Genomic DNA, 20,032 nt, shown 5'->3' with positions numbered 1-20,032 from the left:
TCTCCCCGGGGCGTCCGGAGCGGCTCAGCCCTCGGCGCGTTCCACGAGGGCGAGTGCCTTCACGGTGCGCTCCATGTGCCACTGGATGTAGGCGGCCACGAAACCGGCCGCCGCCCGCGCGGTCCTGGCGTCGGCGGCGTCGATCGTAGGCCAGTGCCCGTGCAGGAGCCCGTCGAGCAGCGCGAACGTGGCCTCACTGGGAGCCGCGGAACCCGGGGGGCGGCACTGCGGGCACACGGCGCCACCGAGGGCGGCGGAGAACGAGCGGTGGGGTCCGGGGGCACCGCACCGCGCGCAGTCCACGAAACTCGGCGCCCACCCGGCCAGGGCCACGGCGCGCAGGAGGTACGAGTCCATGATGCGCCCGGGCTCGTGCAGTCCGCGCGAGACCGAGGACAGTGCCCCCACGAGCAGCCGGTAGTGCTGGGCCGCGGTGTCGTAGTCGTCCGCCGTGAGCTTCTCCGCGGTCTCCACCATGGCGGCGGCGGCGGTGTAGCGCTCGTAGTCCGCCACGATGGCCTCACCGTAGGAGCGCTTGCCCACGGCCTGGGACACGATGTCGAGGGTGCGTCCGTGCACGAGCTGCACCTGGGCCACGTTGAACGGCTCCAGCCGCGCGCCGAAGCGTGAGGTGGTGCGTCGCACGCCCTTGGCCACGGCGCGCACCTGCCCGTGCTCGGCGGTCAGCAGGATCACGATCCGGTCCGCCTCGCCCAGCTTGTAGGTGCGCAGCACCACGGCGTCGTCGCGGTAGCTGCGCGAGGCGAAGGTTGATCGGGCCACGGCGCCATTGTGTCACCTCGCGCGGGGACCGATGCCGCGGAGGATCCGGTTCAGCGGTCGGCTCGCGGCACCCCCGGGCGGCGGCCGCTGTCCGGGGGTGCCGCCGTGCGACGCCACTGCCCCCGCCGCCGTCGTGCGCGGGGCGAGGACGGTGTGCCGCGGGCCCCGTTCCTCGGGCGAGGAACGGGGCCCGCGGCACGTCTGCGGCTCTGCGCTCAGTCCTCCTGGGCCGCCCGGGCGTCGCGCACGGCGCGGTTGACACCGGAGATCACGGCCTTGAGCGAGGCGCGCGTGGTGTTGTTGTCCATCCCCGCGCCCCACAGGACGCGGTCCCCCACGGCCAGCTCCACGTAGCTCGCGGCCTGGGCGTTGGCGGACGCCGAGAGCGTGTGCTCCGTGTAGTCCAGCAGCCGCACGTCCACGCCCTCCTGGTTGAACAGGTTGATCAGGGCGTCGATGGGTCCGGTTCCCTGCGCGGTGCGCTCGCGGTGCTCCCCGGCCACGTCCAGCCCGACCTCCAGGACGGTGCTGCCCTCGTCCTCCGCGTGGGTGGAGATCGACGTGATGCGGTAGTGCCCCCACCGGGAGTCCCCGTCCGTGGTGGGCAGGTACTCGTCCGAGAAGATCTTCCACAGCTGCCGGGCCGTGACCTCGGAGCCCGAGGTCTCGGTGTACTTCTGCACCGCCCCCGAGAACTCGATCTGCGCGCGGCGGGGCAGGTCGATGCCGTACTCGCTCTTGAGCAGGTACGCCACGCCGCCCTTGCCGGATTGGGAGTTCACGCGGATCACGGCCTCGTAGCTGCGGCCCACGTCCTTGGGGTCGATGGGCAGGTACGGCACCGCCCACTCGAGGTCGTCCACGCCCACGCCCTGCTCCTGGGCGTCGCGCTGCATGGCGTCGAAGCCCTTCTTGATGGCGTCCTGGTGGGAACCGGAGAAGGCCGTGAACACCAGGTCACCGCCGTAGGGGCTGCGCTCCGGGACCGGCAGCTGGTTGCAGTACTCCACCGTGCGGCGCACCTCCTCGATGTCCGAGAAGTCGATCTCCGGATCCACGCCCTGGGTCAGCAGGTTCAGTCCCAGGGTCACCAGGTCCACGTTGCCCGTGCGCTCGCCGTTGCCGAACAGGCAGCCCTCGATGCGGTCCGCACCCGCCAGGTATCCCAGCTCGGCGGCGGCCACACCGGTGCCGCGGTCGTTGTGCGGGTGCAGGGACAGGATGATGTCCTCGCGCTGGTACAGGTGGCGGCTCATCCACTCGATGGAGTCCGCGTAGATGTTGGGGGTGGCCATCTCCACCGTGGCGGGCAGGTTGATGATCATCTTCCGCCCGTCGCCGATCTCGAAGGTCTCCGCCACCTCGTTGCAGATCCGCGCGGCGAACTCCAGCTCGGTGCCGGTGTAGGACTCCGGGGAGTACTCGTAGGTCACGGCCGTGCTCGTCAGCTGCTCCTCGTACTTGCGGCACAGCCGCGCCCCCGTGAGGGCGATGTCCACGATCCCGTCCATGTCCTGGTTGAACACCACGCGCCGCTGCAGGGTGGAGGTGGAGTTGTAGAGGTGCACGATGGCCCGGGGCGCGCCGTCGATGGCCTCGTAGGTGCGCTCGATCAGGTGCTCACGGGACTGGGTGAGCACCTGGATGGAGACGTCCTCCGGGATGTGACCGCCCGTCACGAGCGTGCGGACGAAGTCGAAGTCCGTCTGCGAGGCGGAGGGGAAACCCACCTCGATCTCCTTGAACCCCATCTTCACGAGCAGCTGGAACATCCGCAGCTTGCGCTCGGAGTCCATGGGGTCGATCAGGGCCTGGTTGCCGTCCCGCAGGTCCACCGCGCACCACTGCGGGGCCTTGGTGGCCACCCTGTCCGGCCACGTGCGGTCGGACATGTCGAACGGGAAGTTCTGGTGGTACGGGGTGTACTTGTGGACGGGCATACCGGAGGGACGCTGCACATTCTTCACGGGAGGGGCCTTTCGAGCTGAGGCGTGGGGCCGGCACCATGGAACTCCGCAGCGGGTGGTCGGCCGTCAAGGATCGGTTCAGGCCCCGCTGCGGCACGTAAGCAGGAGTTGCTGCACGCCGGACCGCATGTGATCCAACGTACCATCCACGTCCGGGCCCACCCGGTCGCCGCGGCCGGGGGCGCCGTTCACCGGGTGCTCACTGCTCCGCCGTGGCCTGGCACGTGAACTGCTCGGCCGTCTGCCCCTGCAGGTCCTCGGGCAGGGCGCGGTCCCCGGTCATGCGGTCCCCGCTCGTGAAGTCCTGCCCCACGGCCACCTCGATCCCGGCGACGTCGTAGCTGGCCACGAGCTGGTCCCGGGAGACGTTCAGGGTCCTGGCAACGTCCTCGGCGGCCGGTGCCCAGTCCGGGGCGTAGAAGATCTGCGTGGCGGCGAGCTGCGGACCCGAGGACTCGGAGCGCGCCTGGCGGTAGCCGGCCTTCGCGAGCGTCCTCACGACCTGCGCGTCCCGGCCGCCGGCCTCGGAGCGGTTGCTCACGCTCACCGGCACGATGGCGGGATCCACCGCCGGTCCCGTCTCCTCCGGCGTGGTCGCGGGGCTCGACGACGTCGCCGCGCCCGGACCGCGCGCGGCGTCCCCACCGGAGGCCTTCCCCGAGGGGGCGGGCGAACCCGAGGTCTTGGCCCCGGTGACCGCCACGTCCCTGCGCAGCGTGGCGAACAGGTCGTCGGCCGGCTTCTCGTTCAGCTGCAGCCGGTTGGGGTCCTGCGGGTGGGGGCGGGTGGGAGCGGTCACGAAGGCGATGCGTCCGGGATCGATGCCGTTGAACGTCCTGGCGGTGTCCACCAGGGTGGGGATCGAGGTCAGTCCCTGGTCCACGTGCAGGTTCTGGGTCATCACCTCGGCGATGCGGTAGAGCTGCGGCAGGTCGGCGAGGGTGCCGTCCGCCTGGATCTTGCGCGTGAGCGAGGCCAGGAGGGACTGCTGCGAGCGGATCCGGGACTCGTCCCCGCCGTTGCCGAACGCGGCGCGGGAGCGCAGGAACGCCAGTGCCTGCTCCCCCTCCACGGAGGAGATGCCCGCGGGGAGCTTGAGGCCGGACTTGGGATCGTCCACGGCCTCGTTGACGCACACCTGCACACCGCCCACCGCGCTGGAGAGCTCCTTGACCGCGTTGAAGTCCGCGAGCATGAAGTGGTCGATGCTCACGCCCGTGAGCTCGTCGATCGCGGCCACGGTGCAGCCGGGGCCGCCGCGCTCCACGGCACTGTTGAGCATGTCCTTCTCCGCGGGGTACACCTTGTGGGTCTCCGGGTCCGTGCACTGCGGGATGTCCACGATGAGGTCCCGCGGGAAGGACACCACCGTCACGGCGTCGCGGCGCTCGGTGACGTGGACGAGCATCATGACGTCCGTGCGGCCCTCGGCGTCGTCCTTGCTCCCGTAGGCGCTGTTGCCCCGACCGCTGCGGGTGTCGGATCCCATCACGAGGATGTCCAGGGGTCCCTCGTCCGTGCTGTCCGCCCCGTCGGAGAGGTTCAGGGGGCTCGACGTCAGGTTCCCGGCGAGCCGCAGGGCGGCGATGCCGCCGATCCCGATGCCCGCCAGCAGCGCGAGGACCGTGAGGATGACGGCGATCCTGCGGGCCGAGACCCGGTGCTCGTGGGCGCGGTGGTGGCGTCCGGTCTGGCGCAGGTCGAACGGCTCGCCCGAGCTGTCGGTGCGGCGCGCCGGGTGGGTGGCCCACGGTGCGGCGTCGGTCGTGGCTGCGCGGCGCCGGCGGGGCGCTGAACTGGGGTCCACCGTGGGCTCCTGGGGGTGTGTGGGGAGGGTGGCGCGATCCCGTCCGGGGGTCGGGACCGCGCACCGTGCGTGGTGCGGGGGCGGGTCAGAATCCGAGCTTCGAGAGCTGCTTGGGGTCCCGCTGCCACTCCTTGGCGACCTTCACGTGCAGGTCCAGGTAGATCCGCGTGCCCAGCAGGGACTCGATCTGGGCGCGCGCACTCGTGCCGATCTCCCGCAGGCGCGCGCCGCGCCTGCCGATCACGATGGCCTTCTGCGACGGCCGCTCGACGTACAGGCTCGCGTGCACGTCCAGCATGGGGTTGTCCGGGGAACGGCCCTCGCGCTCGGAGACCTCGTCTACCACCACGGCCAGGGAGTGCGGCAGCTCATCCCGCACGCCCTCCAGGGCGGCCTCGCGGATGAGCTCGGCCATCATGGTGACCTCGGGCTCGTCCGTGAGGTCCCCCTCCGGGTACAGCGGGGGCGAGACGGGCATCATGGCCACGAGCAGCTGCGCGAGCTCGGCCATCTGGAACCCGTCCGTGGCACTCACGGGGATCACGTGGGCCCAGCCGGCCGAGTCCTCCGCGGCGCCGCCGCGTTCCGCGGGGGCGGCACCCGGTGTCGACGACGCCGCGGCGCCGCGTCGTCCTCGCGCCTCGCGGTGCGCGCGCTCCGCGGTGACGACCTCCCGGCCCAGCTCCGTGACCGCGATCAGCTGCTCGGCGAGCCGGTCCCGGGGCACGAGGTCCGCCTTGGTCACGACCGCGACCACCGGGGTGCGCCCCACGGCGGCCACGACCTGCTGCGCGATGTATCGGTCCCCCGGGCCCACCTTCTGGTCGGCGGGCACGCAGAAGCCGATCACGTCCACCTCCCCGAGGGTCTCCGCGACGACGTCGTTGAGGCGCTGGCCCAGCAGCGTGCGCGGGCGGTGCATACCGGGGGTGTCCACGAGGACCAGCTGCCCGTCCGTGCGGTGCACGATGCCGCGGATGGTGTGCCGGGTGGTCTGCGGGCGGTTGGACGTGATGGCCACCTTCTGGCCCACGAGCGCGTTGGTCAGCGTGGACTTGCCCACGTTGGGGCGGCCCACGAACACCGCGAATCCGGCGCGGAAGTCCTGGGGTGCGGCGGTCGGGTCCTGGCTCATGCTGTGTCCTCGGTCGTGCGGTCGGGGGTCTGGAACGCCGGAGCGCGGTGGTGCGGGAGGGGCTGCGGGCGGCTCACGCCATGGTCTCCACGGGCGCGTCCCGACCGAGGAACTCCTCGAGCAGGGCGCGCTGGGCGGCGAACATGCGTGCGCGCTCGTCCTCCCGGGCGTGGTCGTGGCCGAGCAGGTGCAGCAGCGAGTGGGCGGTGAGCAGGCACAGCTCGTCCTGGGTGCTGTGCCCGGCGGCCGCCGCCTGGCGCTGCGCCACGGGCGGGCACAGCACCACGTCCCCCAGAACCCCCAGCGTGGGCTCCGCGGCCGTGCCCTCGCGCAGCTCGTCCATGGGGAAGGACATCACGTCCGTGGCACCGGGCAGGTCCAGCCACTGCTCGTGCAGCTGCGCCATGCGGGCCTCGTCCACCACCGCGATCGACACCTCCGTCTCCGGGTGCAGGTGCCACCGGGCGAACGCGAGGTCCACGAGCGCACCGAGCTGCGCGGTGTCCACGGCCCGGTACGCGCTGCCCAGGCCCGCCTGCTCCTCGGGGGTCTCCCAGGGGAGGTCGAACTCGACGCTCACGAGGTGCTCTCCTGCGTGGCCGCATCCGGTGCCCCGCCGGCGCGGGCCGCGCGGCGGTCCTCCTTGCGGCGGGAGCGCTCCACGCGGTGCCTGTTGGTGGTGTCGAACCGGTCGTAGGCGGCCACGATCTCCCCCACGAGCTCGTGGCGCACCACGTCCGCGGCGGTGAGCTCGCAGAACGCGATGTCCTCGATGCCGCCCAGCACGTGCTGGACCTGGCGCAGCCCGGACTTGGAAGACCCCGGGAGGTCCACCTGGGTCACGTCACCGGTGACCACGATGCGCGAGCCGAAGCCCAGCCGGGTGAGGAACATCTTCATCTGCTCGGGGGTGGTGTTCTGGGCCTCGTCCAGGATCACGAAGGCGTCGTTGAGGGTGCGTCCGCGCATGTACGCCAGCGGGGCCACCTCGATGCTCCCGGCCTCCATGAGACGGGGGATGGACTCGGGGTCCATCATGTCGTGCAGGGCGTCGTAGAGCGGACGCAGGTACGGATCGATCTTGTCGTTGAGCGAGCCCGGGAGGAACCCCAGCCGCTCGCCGGCCTCCACCGCGGGGCGCGTGAGGATGATCCGGTTGACCTCCTTGGCCTGCAGCGCCCGCACGGCCTTGGCCATGGCCAGGTAGGTCTTGCCGGTTCCGGCGGGACCGATCCCGAACACCACGGTGTGCTCGTCGATGGCGTCCACGTACGCCTTCTGGTTCACGGTCTTGGGACGGATGGTCTTGCCGCGCGTGGAGAGGATGCTCGTGGACAGCGCGCCGGAGGGCCGCATGTCCTGGGCGTCGCGCATCATGCGGGCCACGCGCAGGACGGTGCGCTCGGTGATCTCGGTGCCGCGCCGCGCCATGGCCAGCAGCTCCTCGAGCAGCGACGCCGCCAGGCGGGTGTCCACGACGGGCCCCTGCAGGGCCACGTCCAGGTCCCGGACGGTCATGCGCACCGCGGGGAACTGGCCCTCGAGCAGGCGCAGGGTGGTGTCCGCGTGGCCCAGGCAGCGCAGGGCGGTGTCCCGGTCCGGGAGGTGCACGGTCACGCGGGTGGTGTCACTGGGTGAGGTGGTCAGGGCGTCGGTCCCCTCGAGTCGTTCGGTCATCGCGTCCCAGCCTACCGGTCGCGGCGGGGCCCGGGCGTGTCCCGTGGCAATCGGACGGGGGTCCCGCGGCGCGCCACGCACCGGCGGGGCCCGCCCCGATCCCCCGGACGGGTTGTGGGACGGCGCGCGCCCGGGGATGATGCCACCGGGTCGGCGTACCCGATAGTGTGTCCGGGCAGACGGGACACGAGTGGCACGGGAGGAGGCGGCATGGCGGCACGAGATCGGGCGCGGCACCGCGCGAACGGACGCTCCCCGCTCCCCCGGACGCTCGCCGCGGGCCTCACCGCCGCTCTCGTGCTCGCCCTGGCGGCGTGCGGGAACGCGGCGGACCGTCCGGACAACGGCTCCGCAGCGGCACCGGGGATCGGCTCCGCACCGGGGAGCACCGACAACGCCGGGGACGGCGTGGCCACGGAGCAGGCCCCGGTGTACTGGGTGGGGACGGGGGACCAGGCCGGATACCTCTTCCGCGAGTTCCGCACTCCCCAGAACGTCGACACCGCGGATCCCGTGGCACGCGCCGCCACCATGGTCACCACCGCCGCGCCGTCCGACCCCGACTACCGCTCCCTGTGGTCCGCGGTGAGCACGGTGGGCACCTCCGTGTCACCGGACGGCACCATCACGGTGGACCTCCCGGCGACGGCCTTCGCGGCCCAGCTCTCGGAGCAGGACGCGCGGATGGCCCTGCAGCAGATGGTGTACACGGTCTCGGCGGCGGCCGTCACGGCGGGTCTGCTGGACTCCTCCACCGCCAAGGAGGTGCGCATCCTGGTGGACGGGCAGAGCGGCTACCGGGCCTTCGGGTCCGTGGACCTGCGGGACCCCCTCACCCGGGATCCCGCCGTGGCGGCCCCCGTGTGGCTCATCGACCCCCAGACGGGTGCCGATCCCGCCAGCCCGCTCACCGTGTTCGCACGCGTCCTGCCGGCCGTGCACAACGTGCGCTGGGAGATCACCTCCAGCAACCGGCGTGTGAAGGGGGACTCCGTCCGGGCGGCGACCCCGGGCACGGACCCCACCGTGGGCACGGAGCTGCGCACCACCGTGGACCTGCAGCCGGGCACCTACACGGTGCGGGTCAGCGGCACGGACGACCGCGGCACGGTCCTGACCGACGACCACGAGATCACGGTGCCCGCCACCCGCTAGGTGTACGGCTGGGGATCCACCGCGGAGCCGTCAGCCCCAGATCCCCAGCACCGCGCCGAGCGCCGCCAGCGCTGCCGGGCCCGCCGTCGAGGAGCGCATGACCGTGTCACCCAGGCGCACCGTGTGCGCGCCGGCGGCCTCCAGGGTCTCCCGTTCACGGTCGCTGATCCCGCCCTCCGGGCCCACGACCACGGTGACGCCCGCGCGCCCGCGCCACCCGGCGACGTCGTCCGCGGACCAGCGCGTGGCCGCCGACTCGTGCAGCACGAGCCAGAGGGTGTCGGGCCGGGAGCGGATCAGCTCCGCGAGCCCCGCGGTGTCCACCCACGGCTGCAGCCGCGGCCAGTGCGCGCGGCGGGACTGCTTGGCCGCGGTGTTCAGCGTGGACTCCCACTTGGCCATGGTCCTGGCGGCCCGTTCGGCGCGCAGACGCACGATGCTGCGCTCGGCCTGCCACGGGATCACGCACGTGACGCCCAGTTCCGTGGCGGCCTCGGCCGCCTGCAGGTCCCGGTCCCCCTTGGCGAGAGCCTGGACGAGGCCCAGGTGCGGCCGCGGGGGCTCTTCCCGGTGGACGGCGGCCACGGTGACGCTCATGCGGTCCTTCTCCCCCGTGGTGAAGGTGCAGCTCACGCGGGTGCCGTGGCCGTCCACGAGGTCGAGGGGCTCACCGGCGCGCAACCGACGCACGGTCACGGCGTGCCTGGCCTCGGGACCCACGACGTCGAGGACCTCCCCCGGGCGGACCCGGTGGAGATCCTCGTGGCCGTGGTGGAAGACGGGACTGGTCACAGGTCGCTGAACCGGCCGCGCAGGCGGGAGAAGAACCCGCCGGCGTGGGAGGTGTTCACCGTGGTGCCGTCGTGGGCCTGCTCGTCGCGCAGCTCCGCGAGCCGCTCCACCAGCTCCCGCTGCTCGCCGGTGAGGTCCCGCGGGGTCTCCACCTCGAAGTGCACCTGCAGGTCACCGCGGCCCTTGCCGCGCAGGTGGGTGACACCGAGGTCGTTCAGGGTGACGGTGGCACCGGACTGGGTCCCGGGGTCCACGTCCACGCTGCGGGTGCCGTCGAACGTCTCGAGCGTGACCGTGGTGCCGAGGGCCGCCGCCGTCATGGGGATGCGCAGCCGGGCGTGGAGGTCGTCGCCCTCGCGGTGGAACGTGGGGTCCGGGTCCACCTTGAGCTCCACGAAGAGGTCCCCGTTGGGCCCGCCGGCCGTGCCGGCCTCGCCCTGCCCGCCCAGGCGGATGCGGTTGCCGGACTGGATGCCGGCGGGGATCTTCACGGTCAGGGGGCGGCGGTCGCGCACGCGGCCCTCGCCGTAGCACTCGTGGCACGGGTGCTCGATCACCGTGCCGAAGCCGTTGCACTGGGAGCACGGCGCCTGGGTGGTGACCATGCCCAGGATGGACTGGCGCTGGTACTGCATGTGCCCGGAGCCGCGGCACATGCTGCACGTGACGGGGCTGGTGCCCGGCTGGCAGCACGAGCCGTGGCACGTGGGGCACTCCACCGCGGTGTCCACGGTGATGTCCTTCGCCACGCCGAACACGGCGTCCTTGAGGGAGATCCGCACGTTGATCAGGGCGTCCTGGCCCTGCCGGGTGCGGGACTGCGGGCCGCGCTGGCCGCCGGAGCCGGCGCCCTGGAAGAACGTCTCGAAGATGTCGGAGAACCCGAACCCCGTGCCGGGGAAGCCCCCGCCGAAGCCGGTGTCCGTGCCGTTCTCGTTGCCCGTGGCGTCGTAGACGCGGCGCTTGTCCGGGTCCGAGAGGACGTCGTTGGCGTGGGAGACCCGCTTGAACTCCTCCGCGGCCTCCGGCGAGGGGTTCACGTCCGGGTGCAGCCTGCGGGCCTTCTTGCGGTAGGCGCGCTTGATCTCTTCGGCGCTGGCGTCCCGGCTGACGCCGAGGGTTTCGTAGTGGTCACTCACGATGTCGTCGCTTCTGCTTTCGTGTCAGGGTCGATGGTCTGCTGGGGTGGCACCGGTGCGGTGCGTCAGTCCCCCAGGTTCTTGGAGAGGTAGCGGGCCACCGCGCGCACGGCGGTCATGGTGGTGGGGTAGTCCATGCGGGTGGGACCCACCACCCCCACCTTCGAGGCGGCGCGCGGACCGTACCCGGTGGCCACCACGGCCGCCTCGGCCAGCGGGTCGTCGTACTGCTCCGAGCCGATGCGCACGGCCACCCCGCGCTCGTCCTGCTGCATCTCGGACAACAACCGCAGCATGGTCACTTGTTCCTCGAGGGCCTCGAGCACCGGGGAGATGCTCTGCGGGAAGTCCCCGCTGAAGCGGGCCAGGTTCGCGGTCCCGGCCATCACCAGCCGGTGCTCGTCCGACGCCGCCGCCAGCGCCGCCAGCGCCTCTGCCACGCCTCGTCCGGCGTCCCGCAGCGGTTCGGGCAGGGTGGCGGCGAGATTCGCGACGGCGTGGGGCACGGCGTCGAGGGACGCGCCGAGCACACGGGCGAGGACGTGGGCGCGCAGTTCGAGCAGGCTCGGTTCCGCCAGGGGCGTGGCCAGTTCCACGGTGCGCTGGGCCACGCGCCCGGAGGTGGGGATCAGGATCACGAGGACGGTGCCCGCACCCACGTCCACGAGCTCCACGTGGCGCACGGTGGTCCCGGTGCGCACGGGGTACTGGATCACCGCCACCTGGTGGGTCAGCTGGGCGAGCAGCCGGACGGTGCGCTCCATGGCGTCGTCCAGGTCCGCGGCGCCGTCGAGGAAGACCTGGATGGCGCGGCGCTGCGCGGCGGTGAGGGGTTGCAGCGCGGTGATCTGGTCCACGAAGACGCGGTAGCCGCGGTCGGTGGGGATCCGCCCCGAACTGGTGTGCGGGGCGATGATGAGCCCTGCGTCCTCTAGTGCGGCCATGTCGTTGCGCACGGTGGCCGAGGAGACGCTCAGGTGGTGGCGCTCCACGAGGGCCTTGGAGCCCACGGGTTCCCGCGAGTGGACGTAGTCCTCCACGATGGCGCGCAGGATCTGCACTCGGCGTGGCTGCTCCATCTCTTCTCACCTCCCGTGGGGCGCGGGGTCGAGGGGTTCCGGTCCGGGACGCGTGCGCCCGGACAATTTTGGCACTCCTGGGTTCACAGTGCTAATCCCGGTCAGTCTAACGTGCGTCCCGGCGGCCCCGCTTTGGTACGCTCGCGGCTGATTCGCCCACCACCACCCAGGAGACGCCCGTGAACGCACCCGGCTGGGGCTGGGGTCCCCAGGACCTCGGCAGCCCCGAGGTCTCGCGCAGCGGCCCGACCTCCCGCGAGGTGGCGGTGGCGCCCGGGCTGGTCCTGGAGGACGTCGAGACCGGGTGGGTGGGCGCCGTCGTGAGCGTGGAGGTGATCGGCGGGATGCGCGTGGTGGGTCTGGAGGACCGCCACGGACGGGTGAAGACCTTTCCGCTGGGTCCCGGTTTCCTGCTGGATGGCGAGCCGGTCCGCCTCACTCCCCCGGCGCCCAGGACCGCTGCCCCGAAGAAGCGCATCACGGCGTCCGGGTCCGTGGCCGTGCCGGACCTGCGCGCGTCCGTGGCCAAGGAGTCCCGCGTGTGGGTGGAGGGCTACCACGACGCCGAGCTCGTGGCCAAGGTGTGGGGTCACGACCTCGCCGTGGAGGGCATCGTGGTGGAGCCGCTACACGGCATCGACGACCTCCCCGGCGCCATCGCCGCCTTCGGGCCCGGTCCGCAGCGGCGGCTCGGGATCCTGGTGGACCACCTGGTGCCCGGCTCCAAGGAGTCCAGGATCGCGGAACAGGCCGTGCGCACGCCCGGGGCGCGGGAGAACGTGCTGATCCTGGGCCACCCCTACGTGGACATCTGGCAGGCCGTGAAACCCGCCGCGCTGGGTATTCCGGCGTGGCCCGTGATCCCCCGCGGGGTGGACTGGAAGACCGGGATGGCCCGCGCCCTCGGACTGCCGCACCGCACCCCGCAGGACGTGGGGCGCGCGTGGCAGGCGATTCTTTCCCGCGTGAGCACGTACGCGGACCTGGAACCGGCTCTGCTGGGCCGGGTGGAGGAGCTCATCGACTTCCTCACGGCACCCGGGGCCGGACCGGAGGGATGAGTGGGCCGTTCCACTCCCCGTGCGCCAGGGCTCACGGGACGCGGGTCCCGCGCCTGGAATGTGCGGAAGCTAACAGGGACGGTTCCCAGGTCCGTTCCGTAGAATGCTGTCACCAGGCCCCCTGCTGATCCAGCCTGGCCGGCTTCCGCCCCTGAAAGGGACACCCACTCGTGACTCACGCTGCCTCCACGCCCGATTCCGCCGCCCGCACCGCGGGGACCCCGTTCGAGTCGGTGTCCGCCGTGGCCGAGCCCCTGGACGTGGACCAGGACCGCCAGTGGGCCACGCTCGCGCACCTGGGAGGCGTGGTGGGCGTGGTCCCCAGCTACGTGATCCACCGGGTGTTCAAGGACCGTGGCCCCTTCACCGCGCAGGAGTCCCGCGAGGCCGCCAACTACACCATGCTGCCGAGCATCGTGATCCTCGCGGGTCTCGTGCTCTCGCTGATCCCCGTGGTGGGCGGGATCTTCTCGCTGGTCGCCGCGCTCACCTGGGTGGTCCTGGCCGTCACGTCCGTGCGGGCGGGCATCAGGGTCAACCGGGGCGAGCCCCACCAGTACCGGTTCAACACCCACCTCTACGACTCGCTGCTCGCCGGGCGCGGCTGACGTCGACGCCCCCTCGGGAGCACACCCGCCGGGTCCGTGGCCCGGTCCCGACACGGCCGCCCCGGGTCAGTGTGTCCGCACTCCCGATCCCACCGCGCTCACCAGTCCAGCAGCCGCCGCGTCACGGCGTCCGCCATCAGGCGCCCGGCGTCCGTGAGCACCGCCCTGCCCGCCACCGCGGCCGCGCCGTCCAGCCAGCCGTCCGCAATCAGACCGGCAACGGCCCGGCGGCCCTCCGGGCGCAGGGAGTCCACCGGCAGCCCCTCCCGGATCCGGATGCCCAGCATCACGTGCTCCACGTACCGGGTCTGCGCGTCCAGGGTTTCCCGGCCCACCGCGGGTGACTCCCCCGCCCGCACCCTGTTGGTGTAGGGCAGGGGGTGCTTGATGTTCCACCAGCGCACGCCGTCGCTGTGGGAGTGCGCCCCGGGGCCGATCCCCCACCAGTCCTGGTTGCGCCAGTACGCGAGGTTGTGGGCGCTGCGGTTCTGCTCGGCCGTGCGGCCGTGTGCCGCGCGGGACCAGTTGGACACCTCGTACCACCCGAATCCGGCGTCCCGCAGCATGCCGTCCGCCAGCACGTACTTCTCCGCCTGGTCGTCCGGGTCCACCTCGGGGACCTCGCCGCGGCGGATCTGCGCGGCCAGCTTGGTGCCGTCCTCGATGATCAGCGAGTACGCGGAGACGTGGTCCGGTGCCATGGCGATCGCCGCCTCCAGGGACGCCCGCCAGTCCGCGGGCGACTCCCCCGGTGTGCCGTAGATCAGGTCCACGCTCGTGCCGAGTCCGCGCTCCTTCGCCCAGCCGACGGCGCGCGGCACGTTCGCCGGGGTGTGCGTGCGTTCCAGCACGGCCAGCACGTGCGGGACCGCGGACTGCATCCCGAAGGACACCCGGGTGACCCCCGCGGCGGCCAGGACGTCGAAGGTCTCCGCCGTGACGGAGTCCGGGTTCGCCTCCACCGTGACCTCCGCGTCCGGGGCGAGCCCGAAGCTCTCGGCGGCCTGCTCCAGCATCGCCGCGAGCTCCCGGGCCGGCAGCAGGGTGGGTGTGCCCCCGCCGAAGAACACACTGTGCAGGGCGCGCGGGGGTGCCCCGGCGGCGTCGAGCACCGCGCGTGCGAAGCGAATCTCCGCGGCGGCGTCCGCGTGGTAGTCCGCGCGGGAGACACCGTCCCCGAGCTGCTCCATGGTGTACGTGTTGAAGTCGCAGTACCCGCAGCGCACGGCGCAGAACGGGACGTGGACGTACAGGCTCAGGGTGCGCTCGGCGGCGCGCGCCACCGAGCTCGCGGGGAGGGCGCCGTCCCGCGGAGCCGGATCCCCCTCCGGTTGTGCGGGCACTACTTCTTCTTGTCCTTGCCGTTGTCCTCGTCCGAGGACAGCGCGGCCACGAAGGCCTCCTGGGGGACCTCCACACGGCCCACCATCTTCATGCGCTTCTTGCCCTCCTTCTGCTTCTCGAGCAGCTTGCGCTTGCGGGAGATGTCGCCGCCGTAGCACTTGGAGAGCACGTCCTTGCGGATCGCGCGGATGTTCTCGCGCGCGATGATGCGCGAGCCGATGGCCGCCTGGATGGGCACCTCGTACTGCTGGCGCGGAATCAGCTTCTGCAGCTTGCCCGTCATCAGCACGCCGTACGAGTAGGCCTTGTCCTTGTGGGTGATCGCGCTGAACGCGTCCACCTGCTCGCCCTGCAGCAGGATGTCCACCTTCACGAGCTCGCTCGCCTGCTCGCCGTCCGCCTTCCAGTCCAGGGACGCGTAGCCGCGCGTCCTGGACTTGAGCTGGTCGAAGAAGTCGAACACGATCTCCGCGAGCGGCAGCCGGTAGCGCAGCTCCACACGGTCCTCCGAGAGGTAGTCCATGCCCTTCATCTCGCCGCGCTTGGACTGGGAGAGCTCCATGACGGCGCCGATGAATTCCGAGGGCACCAGGATGGTGGCCGAGACCATGGGCTCGCGGATCTCCAGGATCCGCCCCTCAGGGAACTCGGAGGGGTTGGTCACCTTGACCTCCGAGCGGTCCTCGAGCGTGACGTTGTAGGACACCGAGGGCGCGGTGGAGATCAGGTCCAGGTTGAACTCGCGCTCCAGCCGGTCCCGGGTGATCTCCAGGTGCAGCAGGCCCAGGAAGCCGCAGCGGAAGCCGAACCCCAGAGCGGTGGAGGTCTCGGGCTCGTACACCAGGGCGGCGTCGTTGAGCTGCAGCTTCTCCAGGGCGTCCCGCAGCACCGGGTAGTCGGAGCCCTCCACCGGGAACAGGCCCGAGAACACCATGGGCTTGGGGTCCTCGTAGCCGCCCAGAGACTCCTGCGCGGGCTTCTGCTGGTTGGTCACGGTGTCACCCACCCGGGACTGGCGGACGTCCTTGACACCGGTGATGAGGTAGCCCACCTCACCCACGCCCAGGCCCTTGGACGGCACGGGCTCCGGGGAGATCACGCCGATCTCGAGCATCTCGTGGGTAGCGCCCGTGGACATCATCTGGATCCGCTCGCGCGGCACCAGGGTGCCGTCCACCACGCGCACGTAGGTGACCACGCCGCGGTAGGTGTCGTAGACGGAGTCGAAGATCATGGCGCGCGACGGCGCGTCCTTCACACCCCGGGGTGCCGGGACGTCCCGGACAATCCGGTCCAGCAGCTCCGCCACACCCTCACCGGTCTTGCCGGAGACCTTCAGGACCTCCTCCGGCTCCACGCCGATCAGGTTGGCGAGCTCTGCGGCGTACTTCTCCGGCTGGGCCGCGGGCAGGTCGATCTTGTTGAGCACCGGGATGATCGTGAGGTCGTTCTCGATGGCCAGGTAGAGGTTCGCGAGCGTCTGCGCCTCGATGCCCTGGGCGGCGTCCACCAGCAGGATGGTGGCCTCGCACGCGGCCAGGGAGCGGGAGACCTCGTACGTGAAGTCCACGTGGCCGGGCGTGTCGATCATGTTCAGCGCGTAGTCGGTGCCGTCCACGTTCCAGGGCATGCGCACGGCCTGGGACTTGATGGTGATCCCGCGCTCGCGCTCGATGTCCATGCGGTCCAGGTACTGGGCCTTCATCTGCCGGGGCGTCACCACGCCCGTGGCCTGCAGCATCCGGTCCGCCAGCGTGGACTTGCCGTGGTCGATGTGGGCGATGATGCAGAAGTTCCTGATCACCGAGGGGTCGGTCGAGGCAGGTGCCGGTGGGTTGACGGCCAACGGTGACACAGGCGGTCCTTTCGTTCTCAGGATGACTCCCCAGTTTCCCATGCTCGCGGCGATCGGGCGAACCGGTCCCCCTACCATGTCCCCATGGCCGACATCACGCGACTCATCCACCAGGGACTGCGCCTGTTCCGCATGTACCAGCGCTACTCGGGCTCGCGCGGGCCCGCCTCCCGCTCCCCCCGCTCCGGGGGCACGACGACGCCGCCCACCGTTGCCCACGAGCGCGGCACCCCGCGCGCCCGGCCGGGCACGGCGACGTCGTCCGCCGGCGCCGGGCACTACCCCGGCGACTGGACCGGACCCGTGAACCCGCGGTGGGCCGCGCAGCCGGACGGGCGCCCGGATCCCGGGGAGGTCGTGTGGACCTGGGTGCCGTACCAGGAGGACCACTCCCGCGGGAAGGACCGGCCCGTGCTGATCGTGGACCGCGCCGAGGGGTACCTGCTGTGCGTGATGCTGACATCCAAGGACCACGACACCGCCCACCACGACGACCCCTCCTGGGTGGACGTGGGCGTGGGCGGCTGGGACCGCTCCGGGCGGCCGTCGGAGGCGCGCATCGACCGGATCATCCCGGTGCGCCCCGAGGACGTCCGCCGGGAGGGCGCGGTGCTGGACCGGGCCCGGTTCGCGGCCGTGGCGGCAGAGCTCACGGGGCGGCCCTGACCGGCCCGCCCCCTCGGGACACGCCTCGCACCGGGCATCCGGGGCGCCGGTCTGCTAAAGTAGTCCGCTGTGTGTCCGCGCTGGTCGTCGGGCACAGCGGATGGTTGCCACCGAGCATCCCCACTCTCACAACTCAGTCGATGACCATCCGTGAGCCCTCACTGACCTACTTCCGCAATCGTTCTAGGAGTTACACGTGGCCAACATCAAGTCGCAGAAGAAGCGCAACCTCACCAACGAGAAGGCGCGCCTGCGCAACAACTCTTACAAGTCCGAGCTCAAGACCCTGATCCGCAAGGTCGAGACCGCCGTGGAGTCCGGCAACAAGGACGCCGCCGCCGAGACCCTGCGCAACGCGTCCCGCAAGCTCGACAAGGCCGTGTCCAAGGGCGTTCTGCACAAGAACACCGCGGCCAACAAGAAGTCCGGTCTGGCCAAGAAGGTCTCCAAGATCTGAATCGGCTGACCCCGTCGAACTGACGGATCGAACGGGCCCGGTACTCCTCGCGAGTACCGGGCCCGTTGTCGTGTGCGGAGGGTGTCGTGCCCGCTCAGCGGTGCCCGGAGGTGGCGATCACCGTGATGGCGCGCTCCACCGCGAAGTACGGGGACCGCGAGGCACCCTTGACCTGGGCGTCGGCCTCGGCGATCGCCTGCAGCGCCCGGGTGACGTCCTCGGCGGTGAAGCGGCGCGCCTCGTTCTGCGCGCGCTCCACCTGCCACGGTGCCGCGCCCACGTCCCGGGCGATCTGACCTGCTCCCCCGCGGGAACCCGCGGCGAGAGCGATCAGGCGCAGCTTCGACCCGAGGGTCGCCACCATGGGGACGGGGTCCACGCCCACGTCCACGGCCTGACGCCACAGTTTGAGGGCCTGTTCCGCATTGCCGGCCACGGCCGCGTCCGCTACCCGGAACGCGGTGACCTCCACCCGGCCGCCGTAGTACTTCTCCACGAGGTCGTGGTCCACCGTGACGGGACCGTCCGCGATGAGCTGGGCGCATGCGGCGGCGAGCTCCGCGGTGCTCGTGCCCACGGCCGCGGCGAGGGCGCGGGCGGCGTCGGGCTCAATGCGCTTGTCCTGCGCGCGGAACTCGGCGAGGACGAACGCGGATTTGTCCCTGTCCGATTTCGGCGGGGCGCAGTCCAGGACGAGGGCGCGCTCCTTGAGTGCGTCCAGCAGCTTCTTGCCGCGGCTGCCCCCGGCGTGCTGCCACAGGACGGTGACGTCCGGGTCCGGGTTCGTCACGTAGGACAGGGCGTCCGGGAGCAGGTTCTCGTTCATGCTCGCGAGGTCCTGGACGCACACGAGCTTGGGGTCGTCGAACAAGGACGGGCTCGTGACCACCGCCAGCTGACCGGCCTCGTAGTCCCCGGCGGCAATGTCCGTGACCTCGCACGAGCCGCGCTCCTCGCGGATGCGGTCCCGCAGGGACTCGCGGACGCGCTGCAGGATGTACTCGTCCGAGCCCGAGGCCAGCACGAGCGGCTGCGGAGTGGCCTCGCGCCACGAGGTCTGCGGTGCCGAGGGCGCCTGTCGGCGGGCTGGTGTCATGGTGCTCCTCGGTCTGGGCCGACTGCTCGGGTGCCGACGACGCCGCTCACGCCCGCTTCCGGCCGCACCTCACCCGTGCGGGCGGCACGCGCGCGGCGGGGACGTCGTCGCTGTGTCCCCCATGCTATCCGGGGGCGGTGACGGCCCGGGTCCCTGTGCAGTGGGAGTGCCGCGGCAGCGGCCCGGGGTGCCACGGCCGGAGGTGGGGCACCGCGGCGTCGTCCCGCGAGCGCCCGGGGTGCCCCGGGTGCCCCGGGCGCGGGATGGTCACCGGGTGCGGGGCGGGCGGCGGTGGGCGCGTTCGTACTGGCCGGGGACGGGGGCGTCCTCGACGCCGAGGGCTCGGGCGGCGGTGAGGGCCACGTGGGGGTCGCGGAGGGCTTCGCGGCCCATGAGGACCACGTCGGCGAGGCCGGTGGCGACGATCTGCTCGGCCTGCCAGGCGGTGTCGATCATCCCGACCGCGGCCACGGGGATGCCCGCGGTGTTCTTGATCTCGGTGGCCAGGGGCACCTGGTAGCCGGGGCCCACGGGGATCTCGGCGGGGACGTTGGCGGCGGAGGACACGTCGATGAGGTCTGCGCCGTGCTCGGCGAGCCATCCGGACACCAGGGAGGTGTCCGCGGCGGTGAGCCCGCCGTCGGTCCAGTCCGTGGCGGAGAGGCGCACGAGCAGGGGCATCTGTTCGGGGATGACGTCACGCACGGCGTCGGTGACGCGCAGCAGCAGCCGGGCGCGATTCTCCAGGGTGCCGCCGTACTCGTCCGTGCGCTCGTTGCTGAGCGGGGACAGGAACTCGTGGAGCAGGTAGCCGTGGGCGCCGTGGAGCTCCACGAAGTCCATGCCCGCCGCCACGGCGCGGCGGGCCGAGGCGGCGAAGGCGGTCACGACGTCGTCGATGCCCGCCTCGTCCAGTGCCACGGGCTCGGCGAGACCGGGGAAGGCGACGGCGGAGGGACCCACGGTCTGCCAGCTCCCGTTCTGCGCGGTGAGGGACTGCCCGGGGTTCTCGGATCCCCACGCGGCCTGGGTGCTGGCCTTGCGGCCCGCGTGGGCGAGCTGCACGCCGATGGCCGCGCCCTGCTCGTGGGCGAAGTCCACGATGCGCACCAGGGCGTCCCGCTGCTCGTCGTTCCACAGTCCCAGGTCCCGGGAGCTGATCCTGCCCTCGGGGACGACGGCGCTCGCCTCCACGATCACGGCACCCGCCCCGCCGCGGGCGAGGGACCCGTAGTGGACGAGGTGCCAGTCCGTGGCCACGCCGTCCTTCCCGAAGGCTGAGTACTGGCACATGGGCGGGATCCAGAGCCGGTTGCGGACGGTGAGGCCGCGCAGGGTGAGGGGTTCGAAGAGGGTGGAGCGCATGCTGAGGTCCTTCCATTGCGGTGACACCGGTCCCGCGCACCGGTCC

Annotated in this window: 18 protein-coding genes; 5 read left to right on the top strand and 13 right to left on the bottom strand. The window is 71.9% G+C overall.

Annotated elements, in window-relative coordinates; genetic code table 11:
• Positions 1-24 precede the first annotated feature (24 nt).
• From recO to C1C97_RS01535, 6 genes are all read right to left on the bottom strand, one after another.
• Positions 25-783 (bottom strand): DNA repair protein RecO, encoded by a 759-nt coding sequence (recO, locus tag C1C97_RS01560; RefSeq protein WP_110919336.1) that lies wholly within the window; start codon positions 781-783, stop codon positions 25-27.
• Positions 784-998: 215 nt separating this feature from the next.
• Complete coding sequence (gene leuA, locus C1C97_RS01555; RefSeq protein WP_110919337.1) at positions 999-2,750, bottom strand: 2-isopropylmalate synthase; 1,752 nt, start codon at positions 2,748-2,750, stop codon at positions 999-1,001.
• 199 nt (positions 2,751-2,949) lie between these two features.
• The gene (locus tag C1C97_RS01550) at positions 2,950-4,557 is read right to left on the bottom strand and encodes an LCP family protein (RefSeq protein WP_121029794.1); all 1,608 of its coding nucleotides are present in this window, start codon (positions 4,555-4,557) and stop codon (positions 2,950-2,952) included.
• Between the two features lie 85 nt (positions 4,558-4,642).
• Positions 4,643-5,692, bottom strand: coding sequence for a GTPase Era (locus C1C97_RS01545; protein WP_110920494.1), 1,050 nt, complete (start codon positions 5,690-5,692; stop codon positions 4,643-4,645).
• A 73-nt stretch (positions 5,693-5,765) separates the two neighbouring features.
• Entirely contained in the window at positions 5,766-6,272 is a 507-nt protein-coding gene (ybeY, locus tag C1C97_RS01540; RefSeq protein ID WP_110920493.1) for an rRNA maturation RNase YbeY, read from the bottom strand.
• Entirely contained in the window at positions 6,269-7,369 is a 1,101-nt protein-coding gene (locus C1C97_RS01535; RefSeq protein WP_110920492.1) for a PhoH family protein, read from the bottom strand. The genes ybeY and C1C97_RS01535 overlap by 4 nt, the downstream gene beginning before the upstream one ends.
• A 210-nt stretch (positions 7,370-7,579) precedes the next feature.
• On the opposite strand from C1C97_RS01535, the gene C1C97_RS01530 reads away from it, so the two are divergent.
• The gene (locus C1C97_RS01530) at positions 7,580-8,524 is read left to right on the top strand and encodes a GerMN domain-containing protein (RefSeq protein WP_121029793.1); all 945 of its coding nucleotides are present in this window, start codon (positions 7,580-7,582) and stop codon (positions 8,522-8,524) included.
• A gap of 30 nt (positions 8,525-8,554) precedes the next feature.
• Here the strand turns inward: C1C97_RS01530 and C1C97_RS01525 are convergent, their stop codons facing one another.
• The 3 genes from C1C97_RS01525 to hrcA all read right to left on the bottom strand — a co-directional run bounded on the left by C1C97_RS01525 (position 8,555) and on the right by hrcA (position 11,534).
• Complete coding sequence (locus C1C97_RS01525; RefSeq protein WP_110920490.1) at positions 8,555-9,316, bottom strand: 16S rRNA (uracil(1498)-N(3))-methyltransferase; 762 nt, start codon at positions 9,314-9,316, stop codon at positions 8,555-8,557.
• Positions 9,313-10,455: a molecular chaperone DnaJ gene (dnaJ, locus tag C1C97_RS01520; protein ID WP_110920489.1), complete on the bottom strand. Its 1,143-nt coding sequence runs from the start codon at positions 10,453-10,455 to the stop codon at positions 9,313-9,315. The genes C1C97_RS01525 and dnaJ overlap by 4 nt, the downstream gene beginning before the upstream one ends.
• Positions 10,456-10,520: 65 nt before the next feature.
• A complete protein-coding gene (hrcA, locus tag C1C97_RS01515; RefSeq protein WP_121029792.1) occupies positions 10,521-11,534 on the bottom strand; it encodes a heat-inducible transcriptional repressor HrcA in 1,014 nt (337 codons plus the stop codon).
• Between the two features lie 179 nt (positions 11,535-11,713).
• Between hrcA and C1C97_RS01510 the strand changes: the two genes are divergently transcribed.
• Both C1C97_RS01510 and C1C97_RS01505 read left to right on the top strand, forming a co-directional pair.
• On the top strand, positions 11,714-12,595 hold the full coding sequence (locus tag C1C97_RS01510) for a DUF3097 domain-containing protein (protein ID WP_110920487.1): 882 nt from the start codon (positions 11,714-11,716) through the stop codon (positions 12,593-12,595).
• A 170-nt stretch (positions 12,596-12,765) separates the two neighbouring features.
• Entirely contained in the window at positions 12,766-13,203 is a 438-nt protein-coding gene (locus tag C1C97_RS01505; protein ID WP_121029791.1) for a DUF4870 domain-containing protein, read from the top strand.
• Between the two features lie 98 nt (positions 13,204-13,301).
• On the opposite strand, the gene hemW is transcribed toward C1C97_RS01505, so the two are convergent.
• Positions 13,302-14,546, bottom strand: a complete 1,245-nt coding sequence (hemW, locus tag C1C97_RS01500; RefSeq protein WP_121029790.1) for a radical SAM family heme chaperone HemW — start codon at positions 14,544-14,546, stop codon at positions 13,302-13,304.
• Positions 14,546-16,402, bottom strand: a complete 1,857-nt coding sequence (lepA, locus tag C1C97_RS01495; RefSeq protein ID WP_110920484.1) for a translation elongation factor 4 — start codon at positions 16,400-16,402, stop codon at positions 14,546-14,548. Before lepA ends, hemW begins: the two co-directional genes overlap by 1 nt.
• 84 nt (positions 16,403-16,486) lie before the next feature.
• Between lepA and C1C97_RS01490 the strand changes: the two genes are divergently transcribed.
• Positions 16,487-17,068 (top strand): type II toxin-antitoxin system PemK/MazF family toxin, encoded by a 582-nt coding sequence (locus C1C97_RS01490; RefSeq protein WP_121029789.1) that lies wholly within the window; start codon positions 16,487-16,489, stop codon positions 17,066-17,068.
• Between the two features lie 196 nt (positions 17,069-17,264).
• Positions 17,265-17,525 carry a 30S ribosomal protein S20 gene (gene rpsT / locus C1C97_RS01485; RefSeq protein WP_110919744.1) on the top strand — a complete coding sequence of 87 codons (261 nt, stop codon included), beginning with the start codon at positions 17,265-17,267 and terminating at the stop codon, positions 17,523-17,525.
• Between the two features lie 94 nt (positions 17,526-17,619).
• Here rpsT and holA read toward each other — a convergent pair whose 3' ends face one another.
• On the bottom strand, positions 17,620-18,621 hold the full coding sequence (holA, locus tag C1C97_RS01480) for a DNA polymerase III subunit delta (protein WP_110919743.1): 1,002 nt from the start codon (positions 18,619-18,621) through the stop codon (positions 17,620-17,622).
• 267 nt (positions 18,622-18,888) lie between these two features.
• Entirely contained in the window at positions 18,889-19,986 is a 1,098-nt protein-coding gene (locus C1C97_RS01475; RefSeq protein ID WP_110919742.1) for an NADH:flavin oxidoreductase/NADH oxidase, read from the bottom strand.
• Positions 19,987-20,032: the final 46 nt, after the last annotated feature.

Source organism: Kocuria tytonis, from assembly GCF_003226895.2.
Taxonomy (GTDB): domain Bacteria; phylum Actinomycetota; class Actinomycetes; order Actinomycetales; family Micrococcaceae; genus Kocuria; species Kocuria tytonis.
This window is presented reverse-complemented; position numbering and strand designations above follow the sequence as displayed.

What these genes read in the sequence shown, in the direction of transcription:
- C1C97_RS01545 (WP_110920494.1), bottom strand. Translation starts at nt 5,692, where the DNA reads ATGAGCCAGGACCCGACCGCCGCACCCCAGGACTTCCGCGCCGGATTC.
- C1C97_RS01535 (WP_110920492.1), bottom strand. Translation starts at nt 7,369, where the DNA reads ATGACCGAACGACTCGAGGGGACCGACGCCCTGACCACCTCACCCAGT.
- C1C97_RS01530 (WP_121029793.1), top strand. Translation starts at nt 7,580, where the DNA reads ATGGCGGCACGAGATCGGGCGCGGCACCGCGCGAACGGACGCTCCCCG.
- hrcA (WP_121029792.1), bottom strand. Translation starts at nt 11,534, where the DNA reads ATGGAGCAGCCACGCCGAGTGCAGATCCTGCGCGCCATCGTGGAGGAC.
- C1C97_RS01490 (WP_121029789.1), top strand. Translation starts at nt 16,487, where the DNA reads ATGGCCGACATCACGCGACTCATCCACCAGGGACTGCGCCTGTTCCGC.
- holA (WP_110919743.1), bottom strand. Translation starts at nt 18,621, where the DNA reads ATGACACCAGCCCGCCGACAGGCGCCCTCGGCACCGCAGACCTCGTGG.
- C1C97_RS01475 (WP_110919742.1), bottom strand. Translation starts at nt 19,986, where the DNA reads ATGCGCTCCACCCTCTTCGAACCCCTCACCCTGCGCGGCCTCACCGTC.